Source organism: Marinobacter salinisoli (assembly GCF_017301335.1).
Taxonomy (GTDB): Bacteria; Pseudomonadota; Gammaproteobacteria; order Pseudomonadales; family Oleiphilaceae; genus Marinobacter; species Marinobacter salinisoli.
This window is the reverse complement of the sequence record NZ_CP071247.1, coordinates 2,684,432-2,699,598: the sequence shown is the minus strand read 5'-3', so window position 1 is coordinate 2,699,598 and position 15,167 is coordinate 2,684,432. Positions and strand designations below refer to the sequence as shown.

The following is a 15,167-nucleotide window of genomic DNA, read 5'->3' as shown; positions in this document are numbered from 1 at the left end:
TGTGGTGCCTGGGTGCGCCACACACGCTTGCGGGAGAGATCGGTTTACTTTCATTAGAGGCCGGCGCCGAAGGAGCAACTGCCCCGGAAACTCTCAGGCAAAAGGACCGCTAGCGTGAAGAACTTCCGAAGAGTTGCCGGCGACAGCGTCATCCGGCACACCGAAGGAGCAAGCGAGCCGCACGGTATTGGCGGCCCGTGAATCTCTCAGGTTCCGTGACGGAAGGGGTGCTTTCTGCTTTTCTTGGCAGAGAGGTAACCCTGGGCGCGTCACGGAGACTGTTATGAAACGTATAGCTGTTATTGGTGGTGGTATAACGGGTATCACCACGGCCTATTCCCTCGCCAAGCGCGGACTCGATGTTACCGTTTACGAAAAGCACCGTTATGCCGCGATGGAGACTTCCTTCGCCAACGGTGGCCAGTTGTCTGCATCAAACGCCGAGGTTTGGAACAACTGGGGCACGGTCATGAAGGGCATTAAATGGATGTCCCGCCGGGATGCCCCCTTGCTGGTAAACCCGAAGCCGTCCTGGCATAAAATGAGCTGGTTCGCGGAGTTCATTGCGGCGATTCCCCAGTACGAAAAGAACACCACTGAAACCACCAGGCTGGCGATTGCGGCTCGCGATTATCTGTTTGCCTGGGCGGAAGAAGAGGGCATTGACTTCGACCTCAAGAAGCAGGGCATCCTTCATATTTACCGTAATAAAGAAGGTTTTGATCACGCTTCGAATGTTTCCCGCCTGCTCGCGGCTGGCGGCCTCGAGCGCCGCCCGGTCACGCCAGATGAAATGCGCGCTATCGAGCCCACTCTGGCCGGCACCTATTACGGAGGCTTCTATACCGAGAGCGACTCCACCGGCGATATTCACAAGTTCACCAATGGCTTGGCGGAGGCTATCAAACGCCTTGGCGTGAAAACCAATTATGGCCATTCAGTGATCGAAGTCAGCGCAGACGATCAACATGCCTGGATTACCGCGCACGATGGCGATGACCAGACCCGCGATACCTTTGATGGCGTGGTGATCTGTGCCGGCGTCGGCAGTCGCTCGCTGGCGGCAAAGCTTGGGGACCGCGTCAATATCTATCCTGTGAAGGGTTACTCGATCACGGTTGAACTTGATGACGAGGCATCGCAGAAGGCGGCACCGACGGTAAGCCTGCTGGACGACGAAACAAAAATTGTGACGAGTCGCCTTGGCGATGGTCGGTTCCGGGTGGCAGGCACGGCCGAATTCAGTGGCTACAACCGCGATATTCGTGACGACCGTATTCGACCTCTGACGCGCTGGGTTGAAGAGTGCTTCCCGGGAGTATGTACCCGTCGAGTGGTACCTTGGGCCGGGCTTCGGCCGATGCTGCCGAATATGATGCCCAGGGTAGGGGGCGGCAAGCTGCCGACTGTCTTCTACAACACAGGTCATGGCCATCTCGGCTGGACGCTTTCCGCGATCACTGCCCACATGATTGCGGATATAGTCGAACAAGCGTGATTTAGCCGCTGGCCAAATTGCGCACTCGAAGAAGCCTGGCTTTACCTGAGAAGCCAGGCTTTTTTATTTTTCTGCCAATAAACTCGATTATTGTTTTGTTCTCGCCTGCTGTTATCGGCTTTTGTGAGCTAGAAAGCGTAAGTAATGGCGCCAAAGCCTTTCAGAACTCGGTCGCTGTCTACGATGGGGCTGTCAGTAATATCACTGCCAAGCTCCTCTACCGCGACATTGAGGACAACCCGCCAACGTTCCGTTATTTCGTAGAAACCACTGACGCCGAGCTCTGCGGTCAACGTACTTCCGACATCATACTCAGGCAAGCCGATCAATGAAGCCGAAGCGGGCACCCCGAAATCATGGTTGGCAAGGTCGCTGCTGAGCCAGTTCAGCCCCAGCTCCGGCGTCAGCCGGAGGCTGCCGAATTGAAACCCTCTGGAAACTCTCGCCATCGCCGAACCGCCACCAATCCGATCGAGAGCATCGTGCTCGTAGCCCAGGTCAAATTCGATGCCGTAGGCCCATTCGTAGATCAGGCCCAGGCCGGCCATCAATGTGCTTTCGCGGTCGCCCAGGCCCGCAAGAGCGGGACTGTCTTTTTCCTCGTACGCACCCACTCGGTAAGACGCCGTGAGGGCAAGTCGCAGATCATCACTACCGAGGATGCCGAAGCGAAGTTCCGGGCCGATCCATTGCAGGCGCTCGCCAAAGTACGTGATGGCGGGAATCGGTTGAATGACATTGGCGTTTGAACCCACATAGGGACTGCTCCGGCCGATAACCCCGAGGCCCACCCCCCATTGCCCGGACTCCCCCAGCACCTTATAAAGCTCGATATCCAGGTTGGTGGTTGCGCCTGCCTCCATCATGAAGCTCGCCTGCTTGAAAGTGGGCGGCCCCTTGGGCTGGTAGTTGTTGGACAGCCCCACCGGCTCACGGGGGATACCAATGAAATTTCGGTCCAGTGCCCGATTGTCGTTTTCGTCCAGATAGACCAGAACTGCAATTTCGCCCTCGGGAACATCGGGGATGAGGTAAGAATCGCCGGGAGCGATGGGATACCGAACCTCCCGGGCTGGATTGCGGAAATCGCCAAAAGCATCCGCGTCGTCGTATACCTGCAACACGACGGTTCCCTCGTCCGGGAGATTCCGAACGTTCACGGACAGATCAGCCGCGTGAGCTGTCTGAGCGGAGAAGCCCATAACCAAGCCGCAGAGCAAACAAGCCACCCGCCCCGGAAAGGGTGCGCCACTCCCTTGTTTGCCAGCCGTGAACCGGAGGTGATCAACCAAAATAGAAGAACGCAACTTTGTTGCCATCCAGGTCCTTAACATAGGCTCCATAAAACTGCCCGGGAATTCGTTGGCCCGGCTCGCCATCACAAGTTGCTCCCAGCTCGATCGCTTTTTTGTAGTGCTGATCCACGGCATCCTTGGAGCCCATCGGAATCGCAAACATATTCCCGTTACCCGGGTGATTGGGTTCGCCATTGTAGGGCGTGCAAACCGCCAGCATCGGAGTGTCCATACTCTTTCCGATAAACGCAATCCGATCCAGATCAAGGAGCACCTTGGCGCCGAAATCGCCCAATAAGTCAGTATAGAAGGCTTTGGCCCGCGCCATGTCACTGACACCAATCGTTACGTAGCCGATCATCTTTTTCTCCTTATCCGGTTAATGCAGCTCTTAACTTACGAGGATTTCGCTGAAAAGTTTAGTGCGCTCAGCTCTGGTGTTGTTGTCTTCATGGAACTAGGATTCTGGCCAAGCCCTAGGGGGAATGAAACAGGAATCACATAATGCCAAGAATTGCTTATCTATTGCCTTTGATTGCCTTACTGGCCGGCTGCTCTTTGACTGCACACAATGACACAGCGGGAGGCTCTGAAACCATGACCACTGAACTAAACGAAGGCGAAGCGGTGTATTGGGTAAACAGCTTGAAAGCCGAGTGCGTTGGCGTTGGGCCTATGCATTGCCTGCAAGTGCAGAAAGGAGAAACCTTTGAGCCAGACGGGTGGACGCTTTTCTACGCGCCCATTGAAGGTTTTGACTATGAAGCGGGCTATCTCTACCGGCTGGTCGTGAAGGAAGAGTCGATTCCTGCAGAGCAAGTGCCTGCGGATGCCTCTTCAATCCGGTATACGCTGGTTCGCATTCTGGACAAGGAACCCGATACCAAGCTGAGGCTCAATGACCTCTGGGTGCTGGAGAGCATGGGGGGGATTGCCCTGGCGCTTGACGATGAGCGGCAGCGACCGCGGATGGAGCTTGATCTCGCCAAAATGTCCGTGATGGGATTCGATGGCTGCAACAATTTCCGTGGCGCCATTGAGCGCCTTGATTCTTCCGAGATCGTTTTCGGCCCCATTGCCGGTACACGAAAGGCCTGTGTCGACATGCGGATATCGGGCCAGTTTAACCAGAGCCTGAACCAGGTGCGCGGTTACACCCTGAAAGGGACTAAATTATTCCTGCTTGATGAAGCGGGTGGCGAACTGCTGGGATTCCAGAAAACGGACTAGAGGCGAAACCACAGGGTGGCCGCATGGACGCGGGCCGCAGGCGTAGGGGAATGGCGAATCCACCGAGACGTAAAGGTCCGAAAACTGGATAATGGCCCCCTGATTTAAATACCCGCCAAATACTTCATATCCGGTGCATTCGCCATGGAAATCAAAGTTAACTTTCTCGACAATCTCAGACTTGAAGCCAAGTTTGACGACTTCACCGTCATTACCGACCAGCCGATTCGTTACAAAGGCGATGGTTCGGCACCCAGCCCCTTTGATTATTTCCTGGCGTCGTCAGCGCTGTGTGCCGCCTACTTTGTGCGCGTGTATTGTTTGGCTCGAGACATTCCAACGGAAAACATCCGCTTGTCTCAAAACAACATTGTCGACCCGGAAAATCGTTACAACCAGATTTTCCGGATTCAGGTAGAACTGCCTGAAGACATTTCGGAGAAAGACCGGCAGGGCATTCTCCGCTCGATAGACCGCTGCACGGTGAAGAAAGTCGTTCAGACCGGGCCGGATTTCCAGATTGAAGTGGTTGAAAGCCTGGACGAAGATGCACAAGCCCTGCTGATGGTGGAGGCAGACGCCGACCACAGAACCTTTATCGAGGGCAAGGATCTCCCGCTGGAGCAAACCATTGCCACGATGACGCGGATCCTGGAAGACCTGGGCATGAAAATTGAAATTGCCTCCTGGCGGAACATCGTTCCCCACGTCTGGTCGCTTCATATCCGGGATGCGGCCTCGCCCATGTGTTTCACCAACGGCAAAGGCGCTACCAAAGAAAGTGCCTTGTGTTCCGCGCTGGGCGAGTTCATTGAGCGGTTAAATTGCAACTTCTTCTATAACGACCAGTACTTTGGCGAAGAGATCGCGAACGCTCCCTTTGTGCACTATCCGAATGAACGCTGGTTCCAGCCGGGGCCAAACGATGAGCTGCCCGAAGGCATCCTTGATGACTATTGCCTTCCGATTTACGACCCGGAAGGTGAGCTTGGCGGCTCCAATCTGATCGACACCAACTCCGGCAATGCAGGACGAGGTGTGTGCGCATTGCCGTTCGTTCGCCACTCGGATGGCGAAACGGTGTATTTTCCGTCGAATCTCATTGAAAACCTGTACCTCAGCAACGGCATGAGCGCTGGTAACACGGTATATGAGGCTCAGGTGCAGTGTTTATCGGAAATTTTCGAGCGGGCGGTCAAACGGCAAATTCTTGAAGAGGAAATCGCGCTGCCGGATGTTCCGCAACAGGTACTTGCAAAGTACCCTGACCTGGTTGAAGGCATTCGCGCGCTGGAAGCACAGGGCTTCCCTGTTCTGGTGAAAGACGCCTCGCTCGGAGGGCAGTTCCCGGTCGCTTGCGTCACCCTCATGAACCCGCGAACAGGCGGTGTGTTTGCCTCGTTTGGTGCGCACCCCAGCATGGCCGTTGCGCTGGAGCGGAGCCTGACGGAGCTGCTTCAGGGGCGGAGTTTTGAAGGGCTGAACGACGTTCCTCCTCCCACATTCAACAGCCTGGCGGTATCTGAGCCGAACAACTTTGTCGAACACTTTATCGATTCGACGGGCGTTGTCTCCTGGCGTTTCTTCAGCGCCAAAGCCGATTACGATTTCTGCGAATGGGATTTCTCTGGCACCAACGAGCAGGAGGCGCACACCCTGCTCGATATTCTGAAGGAGCAGGGTAAAGAGGTGTATGTCGCCGTGTACGAAGAGCTGGGCGCACCCGCCTGCCGCATCCTTGTGCCCGGCTACTCGGAAGTTTATCCCGTTGAGGATCTGATTTGGGATAACACCAATAAGGCCCTGGATTACCGCGAGGATATCCTGAACCTTCACCGCCTGAGTGACAACCAGCTGCAGGCACTGCTTGACCGGCTCGAAGAGAGCCAGATCGATGAATACACCGATATCATCACACTGATTGGCATTGAGTTTGATGAAAACACCGTGTGGGGTCAGCTTACGGTTCTGGAACTGAAGCTTCTGATCAACCTGGCGCTGCAGCAGCATGAAGAAGCCCTGGAACGGGTGGAAGCTTTTCTGCAGTTCAACGACAACACCGTTGAAAGAGGGTTGTTCTATCAGGCGATGAATGCCGTGCTGGAAATCGTTCTCGATGAGGAGCTGGAACTGGATGACTACCAGTACAACCTGCAGCGGATGTTTGGCACCGAGACCCTGGGCGCCGTGATTGGTTCGGTAACCGGTGAAGTTCGCTTCCACGGTTTGACGCCGACGAACATGAACCTTGAGGGCCTCGACAAGCACTTGCGCCTGGTTGACAGCTACAGGAAGCTCCACGCGGCGCGAGCCGCCAAGGCTGGCATTCCGTTGTAACGGCGTCATTTAACATGCCGCCCTCCCTCGGCAGTCTTTTCGGCCGGGGGAGGCAACTTACCCACTGTCTTGCCCGAACACTCAGAGATTCAACGATTCTGTAAGCCTTTCGTTGAGCGCCTGCCATCGCTTCAGCTTTTCCGGCTCCCCAATCCGTTCGTTTCTGCCGCCAGACTTCGTCAACCAAAGACCGTCACCGTTAAAGCTATAAACGGGTTCTAAATCAGTTCTTTGAGAGGCTGGCTTGATGTCGTTTATAAGGTTATCGAGGATCAGTGGATCGTCTTCCGGGTGTTCGTACCAGGCCAAGACCATATGAGCCTGATTCAGCTCCAGCGCTTTCACGTAAACAATTCGGAGCTGGGCATCCGGAACGCCCATGGCCTTGAGTGTGAGGTATTTTGCGATGGAAAAGTCTTCGCAATCGCCGCCATTGGTTGTCAGTAATTCGATCGGTGTCGCCCAGTAGTCTTCCTCGCCCCAGTGATGGATGTCATTAATGAACCGGACCCGATTGAAGAACGTGTTGACCAGTTTCAGCTGTCGTTTGATTGGCGCATTCTTGGCAAGGCTATGCAGGCGCTGCCAGTTTTCCAGGCGTTCATAGGCCTCCGCCCCGAACTCATTTTGTACGTAATCCATGAGCCGGGAGCTGAGCTCAATTGCCCCAGCCAGCGCTGCAAACATCATGAGCACTGGAACCAGTCTGGCACGGCGGCGGGGAGCGGGGGCAGCCGTGATCATCCGACGCCTCAGTTACTGTTATTCCGCAGCCGCTCCCGCAATTGTTCCAGGCGGCGCCGGATTTCTTCACGTCTCGCTTCGTCGTTCTGTCCGGAGCTGCCTGACTGCGAGGCAGGCTGGGAACGACTCGTGGATGATCGCGATGAGGGTGAGGGTGAGGAGCGTGTGTCGCTGTTGGCTGCGACAGAGAGTCCTGAACGGTTGTCATCCTCAGGGAAGAAGAGGTTTTCGAGTTTTCCGCTGCGCTCAATAATGACGCGATTCGGATGCACGGAGCGCAGTGTCGCGTTGCCGGGAAGTTCATCGCCCACCAGGTAAGCATCCGTGTTGCCTTTCTGGTCTTCGATCAACGCACTGCCGGGGAACTCGCCTTCCGCGGCCAGCACACCGCGAAGAAACAGGCGAAGATTGGTTTTTGGCAGATTCTCGGTGCTAACCGCTTTTGCTTCGCCGTCCTTGGAGGCTGTTCCGAAAAACTCCAGTGAACCCAGGTTTACCTCCGGGCGCTGGCGGGCTTCGGAGCCTGCATTTATGCTTTCCTGCTGGCTCGGACTGGTAACCGTCTGCTGGCTGGATTGCCAGAAACTATACGCCTGCCAGGCGGTCACAATGACCATGGCGGCGCCCGCGATAACAGCTAACAGAAGCGGGAGTCGTTCGTTGTGTAAGGGCATTGATTATCCTGGAATAATGCGATTCACCTGTAAAAGGCTCACAGGTTATCAGACTGCAAAACATAAATCGCAGTATAGTGTATAGAGTTGTTCAGCGGTTCCCATTCCTGTGGTAGCCTTTCTGAATTATTTGAATCCCAAAAGATTTTTGTAAACGGGGAAGACCTTGACTACTGAAACCGACACCCAGCAGCAGGATGCTCCTCTCGGCCGTCTTCCTTTCACCTTTGCCAAGCGCAATGGTGTCATCCTGACACGCTCGGAAGAGGGCGAACCGGTCATTCTCGTCAGGCCGGGTGCTTCCCACTCCGCACTGGCCGAAGCCAACCGGGTCAGTGGTGGTCGGGCGCAGTTCTCGACCATTGATCCCGACCGCTTTGATCACGCCCTGAACATTGCCTACCAGAACGATTCGGCAGAAGCCATGCAGATGGTCGAAGGCATCGGTGACGATATGGATCTGGCCTCCCTGGCGGAGTCGGTTCCCGAAACCGAAGACCTCCTGGAACAGGAAGACGACGCTCCGATCATACGATTGATCAACGCAATCCTGACCGAAGCGGTCAAAAGCAGTGCATCGGACGTTCATATCGAAACCTACGAGAAGCGGCTGGTTGTCCGGTTCCGGGTCGATGGGGTTCTCAGGGAAGTGGTTCAGCCCAAGCGTGCGCTGGCGCCTCTTCTTGTTTCCCGTATCAAAGTCATGGCGAAACTGGATATCGCTGAGAAGCGGGTGCCCCAGGATGGCCGTATTGCGCTGAGAGTGGCGGGCCGTGAAGTGGATATCCGGGTGTCCACCATGCCGTCCTCGAATGGTGAGCGGGTCGTTCTCCGTCTTCTGGATAAACAGGCAGGCGCAATCCGGCTGGAGTCGCTGGGGATGACCGGCGAAGACCTCAAGGTTTTGCGCAAACTGATTCAGCGGCCTTACGGGATCCTGCTGGTCACAGGGCCAACCGGTTCTGGTAAGTCCACCACGTTGTATGCGTCGTTGCAGGAGATCAACGACCGTACCAGAAATATTCTCACCGTCGAAGATCCGATCGAGTATGACCTGCCGGGCATAGGGCAGACCCAGGTGAATCCGAAGGTCGATATGACCTTCGCGCGCGGCCTTCGGGCCATCCTGCGTCAAGACCCGGATGTGGTGATGATCGGGGAAATTCGCGACCTTGAAACCGGTGAAATCGCGGTTCAGGCCAGTTTAACGGGCCACCTGGTGTTATCTACGTTGCATACCAATTCCGCCGTCGGTGCCATCACGCGCTTGATGGATATGGGCATCGAACCCTTCCTGATTTCATCCTCTTTGGTGGGCATTGTCGCGCAGCGATTGGTCCGGGTGCTCTGCAAAGAATGCCGGGAGCCCTACACGCCGACTCGCGAGCACTGCGAATTCCTGCAACTGGATCCTGAAATGCCTCCGCAGATCTATCGGGCCAAAGGCTGCGAACACTGCAATGAGCTCGGCTACCGCGGACGTATCGGCATCTACGAGGTAGTGGAAGTGACCGACGAGGTTCGGGCGCTGATTCACAGACGTGCGGGGGAACTGGAACTGGAACACGAGGCGCGCAAACGTGGGCCCAGCATTCATGCGGACGGCGTACGGAAGATTCTGGAGGGGGTGACCACCGTGGAAGAGGTCTTGCGCGTCACCCACCGGAGCCAATAAGCCATGCCCGCATTCGAATACAAGGCGCTCGATTCCCGCGGCAAACAAAAACAGGGGGTTCTGGAGGGTGATGCCGCGCGTGCTGTGCGACAGCAACTGCGGGAAAAAGGTCTTACACCGCTCTCAGTGGAACCGGCCGTTCAGAAACAGGCGCGCAGCAATCCGCTGAGCAGCCGGGGCAGTCTTGCTGCCGCTGATCTGGCTCTGGTTACCCGCCAGTTGGCCACCCTCATCCAGTCCGGCATTCCCATCGAACAGGCGCTGTCGGCGGCGGCACAGCAGTCAAGCAAACCCCGCATCCGAAGCATGCTTATTGCGATTCGCGCCAAGGTAATGGAAGGCTATAGCCTTGCCGAAAGCCTGGGCGAGTTCCCCCGGGCGTTTCCAAGGCTGTATCGCTCAACCGTGGCAGCTGGTGAACACGCCGGACATCTGGATCTGGTTCTGAACCGGCTGGCGGATTACACCGAGGGAAGGCAGGAAGCCCGGCAGAAAATTCAGCTCGCCGCCATTTACCCGATCATCCTCAGTTTCGTGGCCATCGCGATTGTCGTTTTCCTGCTGACCTACGTGGTCCCTGACATCATCGACGTATTCCTCAGGCAGGGGCAGGAATTGCCGGCGCTTACCATGGCCATGCTCTCGGTCTCGGAATTCCTGGCGGACTACGGAATCTACCTTCTGATCTTGCTGGTTATCGCGTTTATAGCCTTTCGAATTGCGTTGCGAAAACCCGCGTTCCGGGAACGGTTCCACAAGAGCCTACTTCACATGCCTCTGTTTTCCGGAATGGTACGCGGGGTGAATACCGCTCGCTACGCCAGCACACTGAGCATTTTGACGACAAGCGGTGTACCACTCGTGGAAGCAATGCGTATCGCCGGTGAAGTCTTGTCCAACGACTTTCTGCGCGCTGAACTCCGGTCAGCGGCCAAGACGGTTAGCGAGGGCGGTTCCTTGCACCGCTCACTGGATCAGACCGGCTACTTTCCCCCCATGATGCTGCACATGATTGCCAGCGGGGAGGCCAGTGGTGAACTGGATAGCATGCTTGAGCGGACAGCGAGGATGCAAGAAAACACCTTGCAGTCCAAAATAGCGGCAATCGTTGGGCTGTTCGAGCCCCTGATGCTACTGGTAATGGGTGTGGTGGTTCTGATCATTGTGCTGGCCATCATGCTTCCGATACTCAACATGAGCAACCTGGTGGGTTAGGGCGCGGCACGCCATCCCTCCATGCAAAAAAAAGGACCCCAAAGCAATGACAAATGCAACAGTGACACACCACAAATCCCAAGCCCGTGGCCGTCAGGGCGGCTTCACGCTGATCGAAATCATGGTGGTCATGGTCATTCTCGGCCTTCTGGTCGCCATCGTCGCACCCAACATCATGGGGCGAAGCGACCAGGCGAAAGTCACGGTGGCCGAAACACAACTGAGCAACATCGCAAACGCCCTCGACCTGTATCGCCTGGATAACAGCCAGTACCCGTCAACACAGCAGGGTCTTGAGGCACTGGTAACCAAGCCCAGTGGCAGCCCGGAGCCAAAAAACTGGAACCCGGACGGCTACCTGAAGAGCGTCCCCGAAGATCCGTGGGGTACCGAATACCAGTACGTCAGCCCGGGCACTGAAGGCCCTTACGATCTGTATTCGTTCGGCGCCGATGGCCAGGAAGGCGGTGACGGAGATGCCGAAGATATCAGCGTCTGGGAAACCAAGGAATAAACGCTTGTGCAGCCGAGGAGGCTACCAAAGGGCTTCACACTGATTGAGATACTGGTAGTCCTCGTTGTCGTAGGGCTACTGGCATCACTGGCTGTCATGACGCTTGGCGGGGGCTCTCAGCAGCGAGAGCTCGAGGGCGAAGTACGGGAGCTGTACTTGCTGATGCAGACGGCAGCCGAGCAGGCGGTTTTCAATAATTCCGAAGTAGGCCTGCAACTTGAAGCGGACGGTTATCAGTTCCTGGTTTACGAGGACGAATCCCAGGAATGGGCGCCGTCTGAGGAACGAATGTTTCGCTCGCGATCTTTCCCGGAGTGGCTAGTCGTAACCGAATACATTGAGAGCGACGCCCCGAGGCTTTCTTCCGGGGAAGACAAGGTGCGTCCCGACGTTGTGTTCTTTTCCAGTGGTGAAACGACGCCATTCGAGCTCGAATTCAACATTGGCAGAGACGCAGATTACCTCCACGTGCTGGCGTCGGATGGTGTATCACCAATCGAATGGCGCAGGCCCGGTGACGAGGATGAGCCGTGAAGCGACAAGCGGGTTTTACACTGATCGAGGTGCTCGTCGCACTGCTGGTGTTTGCCTTGGTTGCGACGGCAGCCGCGGATGTGGGCGGGCAATACATCAGCAGTTTCGAACGCATCCGAGACAAAACACTCGCGGCCTGGCTGGCCGACAACCGGATTAGTCAACTTCGGCTACAGGAAGACTTGCCGGGGATTTCGGAAAACGCTCAGGACCTTGATTACGGTCCCTATGAGTGGCAGGTAACCACCCGAGTTCTCGCTACTGAAGACCCGTCCATTCGTCGCGTCGAGGTTGTCGTTGCGCGCTACCGGGATGCGGGCACTGAACCTGCTCCTATCCATACGCTGATGGCGTTTTTGGGGGAGCATTGATGCAGCATCGCTTCGGTCTGTCAGTAGGACGTCAGCGCGGCTTTACCCTTATGGAAGTGCTGATCGCGGTGACCATTACCGCGGTTATCGGGCTGGGGGTGTGGCAGGTATTGAACGGAATCGTGACTTCCCGTGAGCGGGTAAACGAGCTGGCGCAACGTTTCGACAACCTGCAACGCACAATACTGCTGTTAGAGCGAGACCTTACCCAACTGGTTAATCGACCTTCGAGGGATGTATACGGCGACTTCCAGGCCTCGCTCACAACCCGCCAGGAAGACTTCGCGCTCGTGCTGACACGACAGGGCTGGCGAAACCCTCTAGGAATTCGTCGAAGCGAATTACAAAGGGTCGCGTGGGAGTACACGGGTGACGAACTGAGGCGCCGGTTCTGGCCAACGGTTGATCAGGGACAGGAAGACGCTGGTACCGAAGTGCTGCTACTGGAGGATGTGAAGGCTTTTGACGTTCGCTTGATGGGAGAGGATCGGGCGTGGCGTGCGGAGTGGCCCACGGATGAGATTCTTGCCGGACTGGACCCATCAGCGAGGCCGGATATCCCATTACCCATCGGCATTGAAATAACTCTTGAGCATGAGCGTTTCGGTAGACTGGTTCGCACGTTCGTGCTGCCTGACTTCGATTTTGCAACCGCTCAAGGCAGGCTGAATCAGGCAAATCAGGCGGCAGAACAGCCGGCGGAAGATGACGAGGGCACCGAGGGCGAACCAGAACCGGATCCCAGCGCCGGGCAACCGGGAGGGGCTGGCTGATGAGGATCCTTGGACGGAACCAGCAGGGCATCGCTCTGATCATGGTGCTCCTCGCGATGGCCCTGGTCGTTATGCTCTCAGCCGGCATGACGCAGCAGCAAAGCATAAGAGTATTCAAAGCCGGGCATTACCTTGCTCAGCAGCAAGGCACCAGTATTGCTCTGGGAGCTGAGGCTTTTGCCCGACAGATTCTGTTTCGGGACTTCGAGCAAGACAAAGAAGATAACGAGTTTGTCGATACGTTGGATGAGTTTTGGGCGAAAAATTCGGCCATACTGCCATTGGACGACAACATAGGTGTGGTGGAAGTCCAGATCGACGATCTCGGCGGTCGTTTCAATCTGAACGACCTGATCACTGATAACGGTGAAGTTGACCCGCTGGCCAAGGAGCGAATGACGCGACTGCTGGCAGCGCTGGATATCACGGCAGTCAATGTCGACACACTGATTGACTGGGTCGACAGCAATGACCAAACCGTCAGTGCATACGGTGCTGAAGATGGTCAGTACCTGACCGCCGAGCCGGGTTACCGGGCGGCTAATCAGCCTTTCGTCAGTGTGTCGGAGTTGCGCCTCATTGACAGTATGACCGAAGAGATTTACCAGAAACTGAAACCCCATGTCGCGGCACTTCCGGTTTCTGGGTTGGGCATTAACGTAAATACTGCCTCGGCAGAGGTCTTGCGATCCCTGCACGAAGAGGTGACTGCCCGCAGCGCTGAGACTGTTGTCGAAAAACGTCAGGAAGAACCGTTCACTGAAATTCAGGATTTCCTGGCGCTGCCCGAATTTGCCGGGCTTGGCCTGAACGCATCGGGACTGGTTCTCAGAACGCGTTTTTTTGAGGTTGTCTCCCGGATTACCTACGATAACCGGGTCGTGAACATGGTGAGCACGGTTTACCGGAATTCGGAAGGGGAGATGCAAACCGTGGCTCGTGACACCGGCCAGAAAAACCGGCTTACCAAAGAGCCTGTCAATTTTTCAGAAGGATAACCATGTCTTATCGTTTATACGTGCGGCCCGTTGCTCCTTTGGCCGACTTGAGACAAAGCCCCGAAGCCCAGTTGTTCAGCTGGGCCCTGCAGGATGCAAGTGGCGACACCCAGGCTCGTGGAACGGCTGATACCCGGGAAACCATCGAACACACGCTGGCCCAGAATGCGCTGGATAACGTTTTACTGATTGGCCTGATTCCCGGCGAGGAAGTTTTGTTCTGTGTCGCCGACATTCCCGCCAAGCAAAGCCGGTTCATCCAGCAGGCGTTGCCGTTTGCCGTGGAAGAGCAGATTGCCCAGGACATCGATACGGTTCACCTGGCGCTCGGCCCACGTACCGAGGCCGGCTACCGTGTCGCTGCGGTAGATGATGAGCGCATGCAGCAGTGGGTGGCGCTATTCCGAAACTGGGATCATGTCCGGCTGGACGCCCTGTATCCGGATGCGTCTCTGCTCCCGGTTACCGAGGGCGGCTGGTCGATTTGTCTTGATGGAGACGCCGCTCTGTTAATGAATGAGCGTGAAGAATGGTTCAGCGTTCAGGCCTCAAACCTGGGAATGTTTGCCAAAACCCTGGCGCTGCCACCCAGTGAGGAGGTGGTCGCAGAAGTGCCTGTTTCGCTTTACGGCACCGAGGACGACTTCAGCTTCCAGCAGCCGGTTATCAGCGAGCTCAAGGCTGAGGGGCGCATGGCGGTTCGGCAGGAGAGTCTGGAAGTTACGCCACTGGAGCTGCTGGCGCATAGCCACCACCACCATCTTTCCCATCCGATCAATCTTTGTCAGGGCGCCTTCAATCCGAAGTCCGGTCAAGCCAGTCGTTTTAAACCATGGAAACCACTGATTGCCGTCGCGGCGGTCTGGTTTGGTCTTCAGGTCGCCCTTGAGATTGGCATGGGCTACTACCATGAGCGCGAGGCCAGCAAACTCAAGGATCAGGCGATGTCGATCTACCGCGAGGCCTTCCCCGGCGACCGTCGGACCCATGCCGGCAATGTACGGCGAGTCATCGAGGGACAGCTGAGAACGGCCGGAGCGGAGGGGCCAGCATTGGATTTCATCACCCTTATGAAATACACCGGCCAGGAATATTCGGAACTGCCATCTCCGGGTTCGGTTCGTTTCAACTCGGTCAACTTCAGTCGCTCCCGCGGGGAACTGGTGGTAGACGTTCGCGCCGACAGCTACGATCGACTGAGCGCACTGCGCAATGGCCTGTCCAATCAGGGTCTGGAAGCACAGATCGGGTCCGTTGTGAATGAATCCGATGGCGCGCGCGGCCGTCTCACTGTGTCCGGAGGCTAAGC

15 protein-coding genes and 1 riboswitch are annotated in these 15,167 nt (G+C 56.3%); of the genes, 11 read left to right on the top strand and 4 right to left on the bottom strand.

Annotated elements, in window-relative coordinates:
* Positions 1-20 precede the first annotated feature (20 nt).
* Positions 21-119, top strand: a riboswitch (glycine riboswitch).
* Positions 120-283: 164 nt separating this feature from the next.
* Positions 284-1,498 (top strand): D-amino acid dehydrogenase, encoded by a 1,215-nt coding sequence (locus LPB19_RS12270; protein WP_206643188.1) that lies wholly within the window; start codon positions 284-286, stop codon positions 1,496-1,498.
* Between the two features lie 128 nt (positions 1,499-1,626).
* Here LPB19_RS12270 and LPB19_RS12265 read toward each other — a convergent pair whose 3' ends face one another.
* Both LPB19_RS12265 and LPB19_RS12260 read right to left on the bottom strand, forming a co-directional pair.
* Complete coding sequence (locus tag LPB19_RS12265) at positions 1,627-2,700, bottom strand: MipA/OmpV family protein (protein ID WP_206643187.1); 1,074 nt, start codon at positions 2,698-2,700, stop codon at positions 1,627-1,629.
* A gap of 82 nt (positions 2,701-2,782) precedes the next feature.
* The gene (locus LPB19_RS12260) at positions 2,783-3,154 is read right to left on the bottom strand and encodes a VOC family protein (protein ID WP_206643186.1); all 372 of its coding nucleotides are present in this window, start codon (positions 3,152-3,154) and stop codon (positions 2,783-2,785) included.
* A 236-nt stretch (positions 3,155-3,390) separates the two neighbouring features.
* Between LPB19_RS12260 and LPB19_RS12255 the strand changes: the two genes are divergently transcribed.
* On the top strand, positions 3,391-4,023 hold the full coding sequence (locus LPB19_RS12255) for a DUF4377 domain-containing protein (protein WP_206643185.1): 633 nt from the start codon (positions 3,391-3,393) through the stop codon (positions 4,021-4,023).
* Between the two features lie 144 nt (positions 4,024-4,167).
* Positions 4,168-6,360, top strand: a complete 2,193-nt coding sequence (locus tag LPB19_RS12250) for an OsmC domain/YcaO domain-containing protein (RefSeq protein WP_206643184.1) — start codon at positions 4,168-4,170, stop codon at positions 6,358-6,360.
* Positions 6,361-6,441: 81 nt separating this feature from the next.
* Here LPB19_RS12250 and LPB19_RS12245 read toward each other — a convergent pair whose 3' ends face one another.
* Entirely contained in the window at positions 6,442-7,050 is a 609-nt protein-coding gene (locus tag LPB19_RS12245; protein ID WP_407943961.1) for a transglutaminase-like cysteine peptidase, read from the bottom strand.
* Between the two features lie 62 nt (positions 7,051-7,112).
* Positions 7,113-7,778 carry a type II secretion system protein N gene (locus LPB19_RS12240; RefSeq protein ID WP_206643182.1) on the bottom strand — a complete coding sequence of 222 codons (666 nt, stop codon included), beginning with the start codon at positions 7,776-7,778 and terminating at the stop codon, positions 7,113-7,115.
* Between the two features lie 166 nt (positions 7,779-7,944).
* Here LPB19_RS12240 and gspE point away from each other — a divergent pair, with 166 nt between their 5' ends.
* The 8 genes from gspE to gspL are packed head-to-tail and all read left to right on the top strand — an operon-like array spanning position 7,945 to position 15,165.
* A complete protein-coding gene (gspE, locus tag LPB19_RS12235; RefSeq protein WP_206643181.1) occupies positions 7,945-9,453 on the top strand; it encodes a type II secretion system ATPase GspE in 1,509 nt (502 codons plus the stop codon).
* 3 nt (positions 9,454-9,456) lie between these two features.
* On the top strand, positions 9,457-10,668 hold the full coding sequence (gene gspF / locus LPB19_RS12230; protein WP_206643180.1) for a type II secretion system inner membrane protein GspF: 1,212 nt from the start codon (positions 9,457-9,459) through the stop codon (positions 10,666-10,668).
* Between the two features lie 46 nt (positions 10,669-10,714).
* Entirely contained in the window at positions 10,715-11,182 is a 468-nt protein-coding gene (gene gspG / locus LPB19_RS12225; RefSeq protein WP_206643179.1) for a type II secretion system major pseudopilin GspG, read from the top strand.
* Positions 11,183-11,188: 6 nt separating this feature from the next.
* Positions 11,189-11,716: a type II secretion system minor pseudopilin GspH gene (gene gspH, locus LPB19_RS12220; RefSeq protein ID WP_206643178.1), complete on the top strand. Its 528-nt coding sequence runs from the start codon at positions 11,189-11,191 to the stop codon at positions 11,714-11,716.
* Positions 11,713-12,087: a type II secretion system minor pseudopilin GspI gene (gene gspI / locus LPB19_RS12215; RefSeq protein WP_206643177.1), complete on the top strand. Its 375-nt coding sequence runs from the start codon at positions 11,713-11,715 to the stop codon at positions 12,085-12,087. The genes gspH and gspI overlap by 4 nt, the downstream gene beginning before the upstream one ends.
* Positions 12,087-12,860, top strand: coding sequence for a type II secretion system minor pseudopilin GspJ (gene gspJ, locus LPB19_RS12210; protein WP_206643176.1), 774 nt, complete (start codon positions 12,087-12,089; stop codon positions 12,858-12,860). Before gspI ends, gspJ begins: the two co-directional genes overlap by 1 nt.
* Positions 12,860-13,858 carry a type II secretion system minor pseudopilin GspK gene (gene gspK / locus LPB19_RS12205; protein WP_206643175.1) on the top strand — a complete coding sequence of 333 codons (999 nt, stop codon included), beginning with the start codon at positions 12,860-12,862 and terminating at the stop codon, positions 13,856-13,858. Before gspJ ends, gspK begins: the two co-directional genes overlap by 1 nt.
* Before the next feature lie 2 nt (positions 13,859-13,860).
* Complete coding sequence (gene gspL / locus LPB19_RS12200; protein WP_206643174.1) at positions 13,861-15,165, top strand: type II secretion system protein GspL; 1,305 nt, start codon at positions 13,861-13,863, stop codon at positions 15,163-15,165.
* Positions 15,166-15,167: the final 2 nt, after the last annotated feature.

Coding starts and splice junctions, on each gene's coding strand:
- gspG (WP_206643179.1), top strand. CDS start 10,715: ATGACAAATGCAACAGTGACACACCACAAATCCCAAGCCCGTGGCCGT.
- LPB19_RS12245 (WP_407943961.1), bottom strand. CDS start 7,050: ATGATGTTTGCAGCGCTGGCTGGGGCAATTGAGCTCAGCTCCCGGCTC.
- gspJ (WP_206643176.1), top strand. CDS start 12,087: ATGCAGCATCGCTTCGGTCTGTCAGTAGGACGTCAGCGCGGCTTTACC.
- LPB19_RS12265 (WP_206643187.1), bottom strand. CDS start 2,700: ATGGGCTTCTCCGCTCAGACAGCTCACGCGGCTGATCTGTCCGTGAAC.
- LPB19_RS12260 (WP_206643186.1), bottom strand. CDS start 3,154: ATGATCGGCTACGTAACGATTGGTGTCAGTGACATGGCGCGGGCCAAA.
- LPB19_RS12240 (WP_206643182.1), bottom strand. CDS start 7,778: ATGCCCTTACACAACGAACGACTCCCGCTTCTGTTAGCTGTTATCGCG.
- gspK (WP_206643175.1), top strand. CDS start 12,860: ATGAGGATCCTTGGACGGAACCAGCAGGGCATCGCTCTGATCATGGTG.
- LPB19_RS12255 (WP_206643185.1), top strand. CDS start 3,391: ATGACCACTGAACTAAACGAAGGCGAAGCGGTGTATTGGGTAAACAGC.
- LPB19_RS12250 (WP_206643184.1), top strand. CDS start 4,168: ATGGAAATCAAAGTTAACTTTCTCGACAATCTCAGACTTGAAGCCAAG.
- gspF (WP_206643180.1), top strand. CDS start 9,457: ATGCCCGCATTCGAATACAAGGCGCTCGATTCCCGCGGCAAACAAAAA.
- gspL (WP_206643174.1), top strand. CDS start 13,861: ATGTCTTATCGTTTATACGTGCGGCCCGTTGCTCCTTTGGCCGACTTG.
- LPB19_RS12270 (WP_206643188.1), top strand. CDS start 284: ATGAAACGTATAGCTGTTATTGGTGGTGGTATAACGGGTATCACCACG.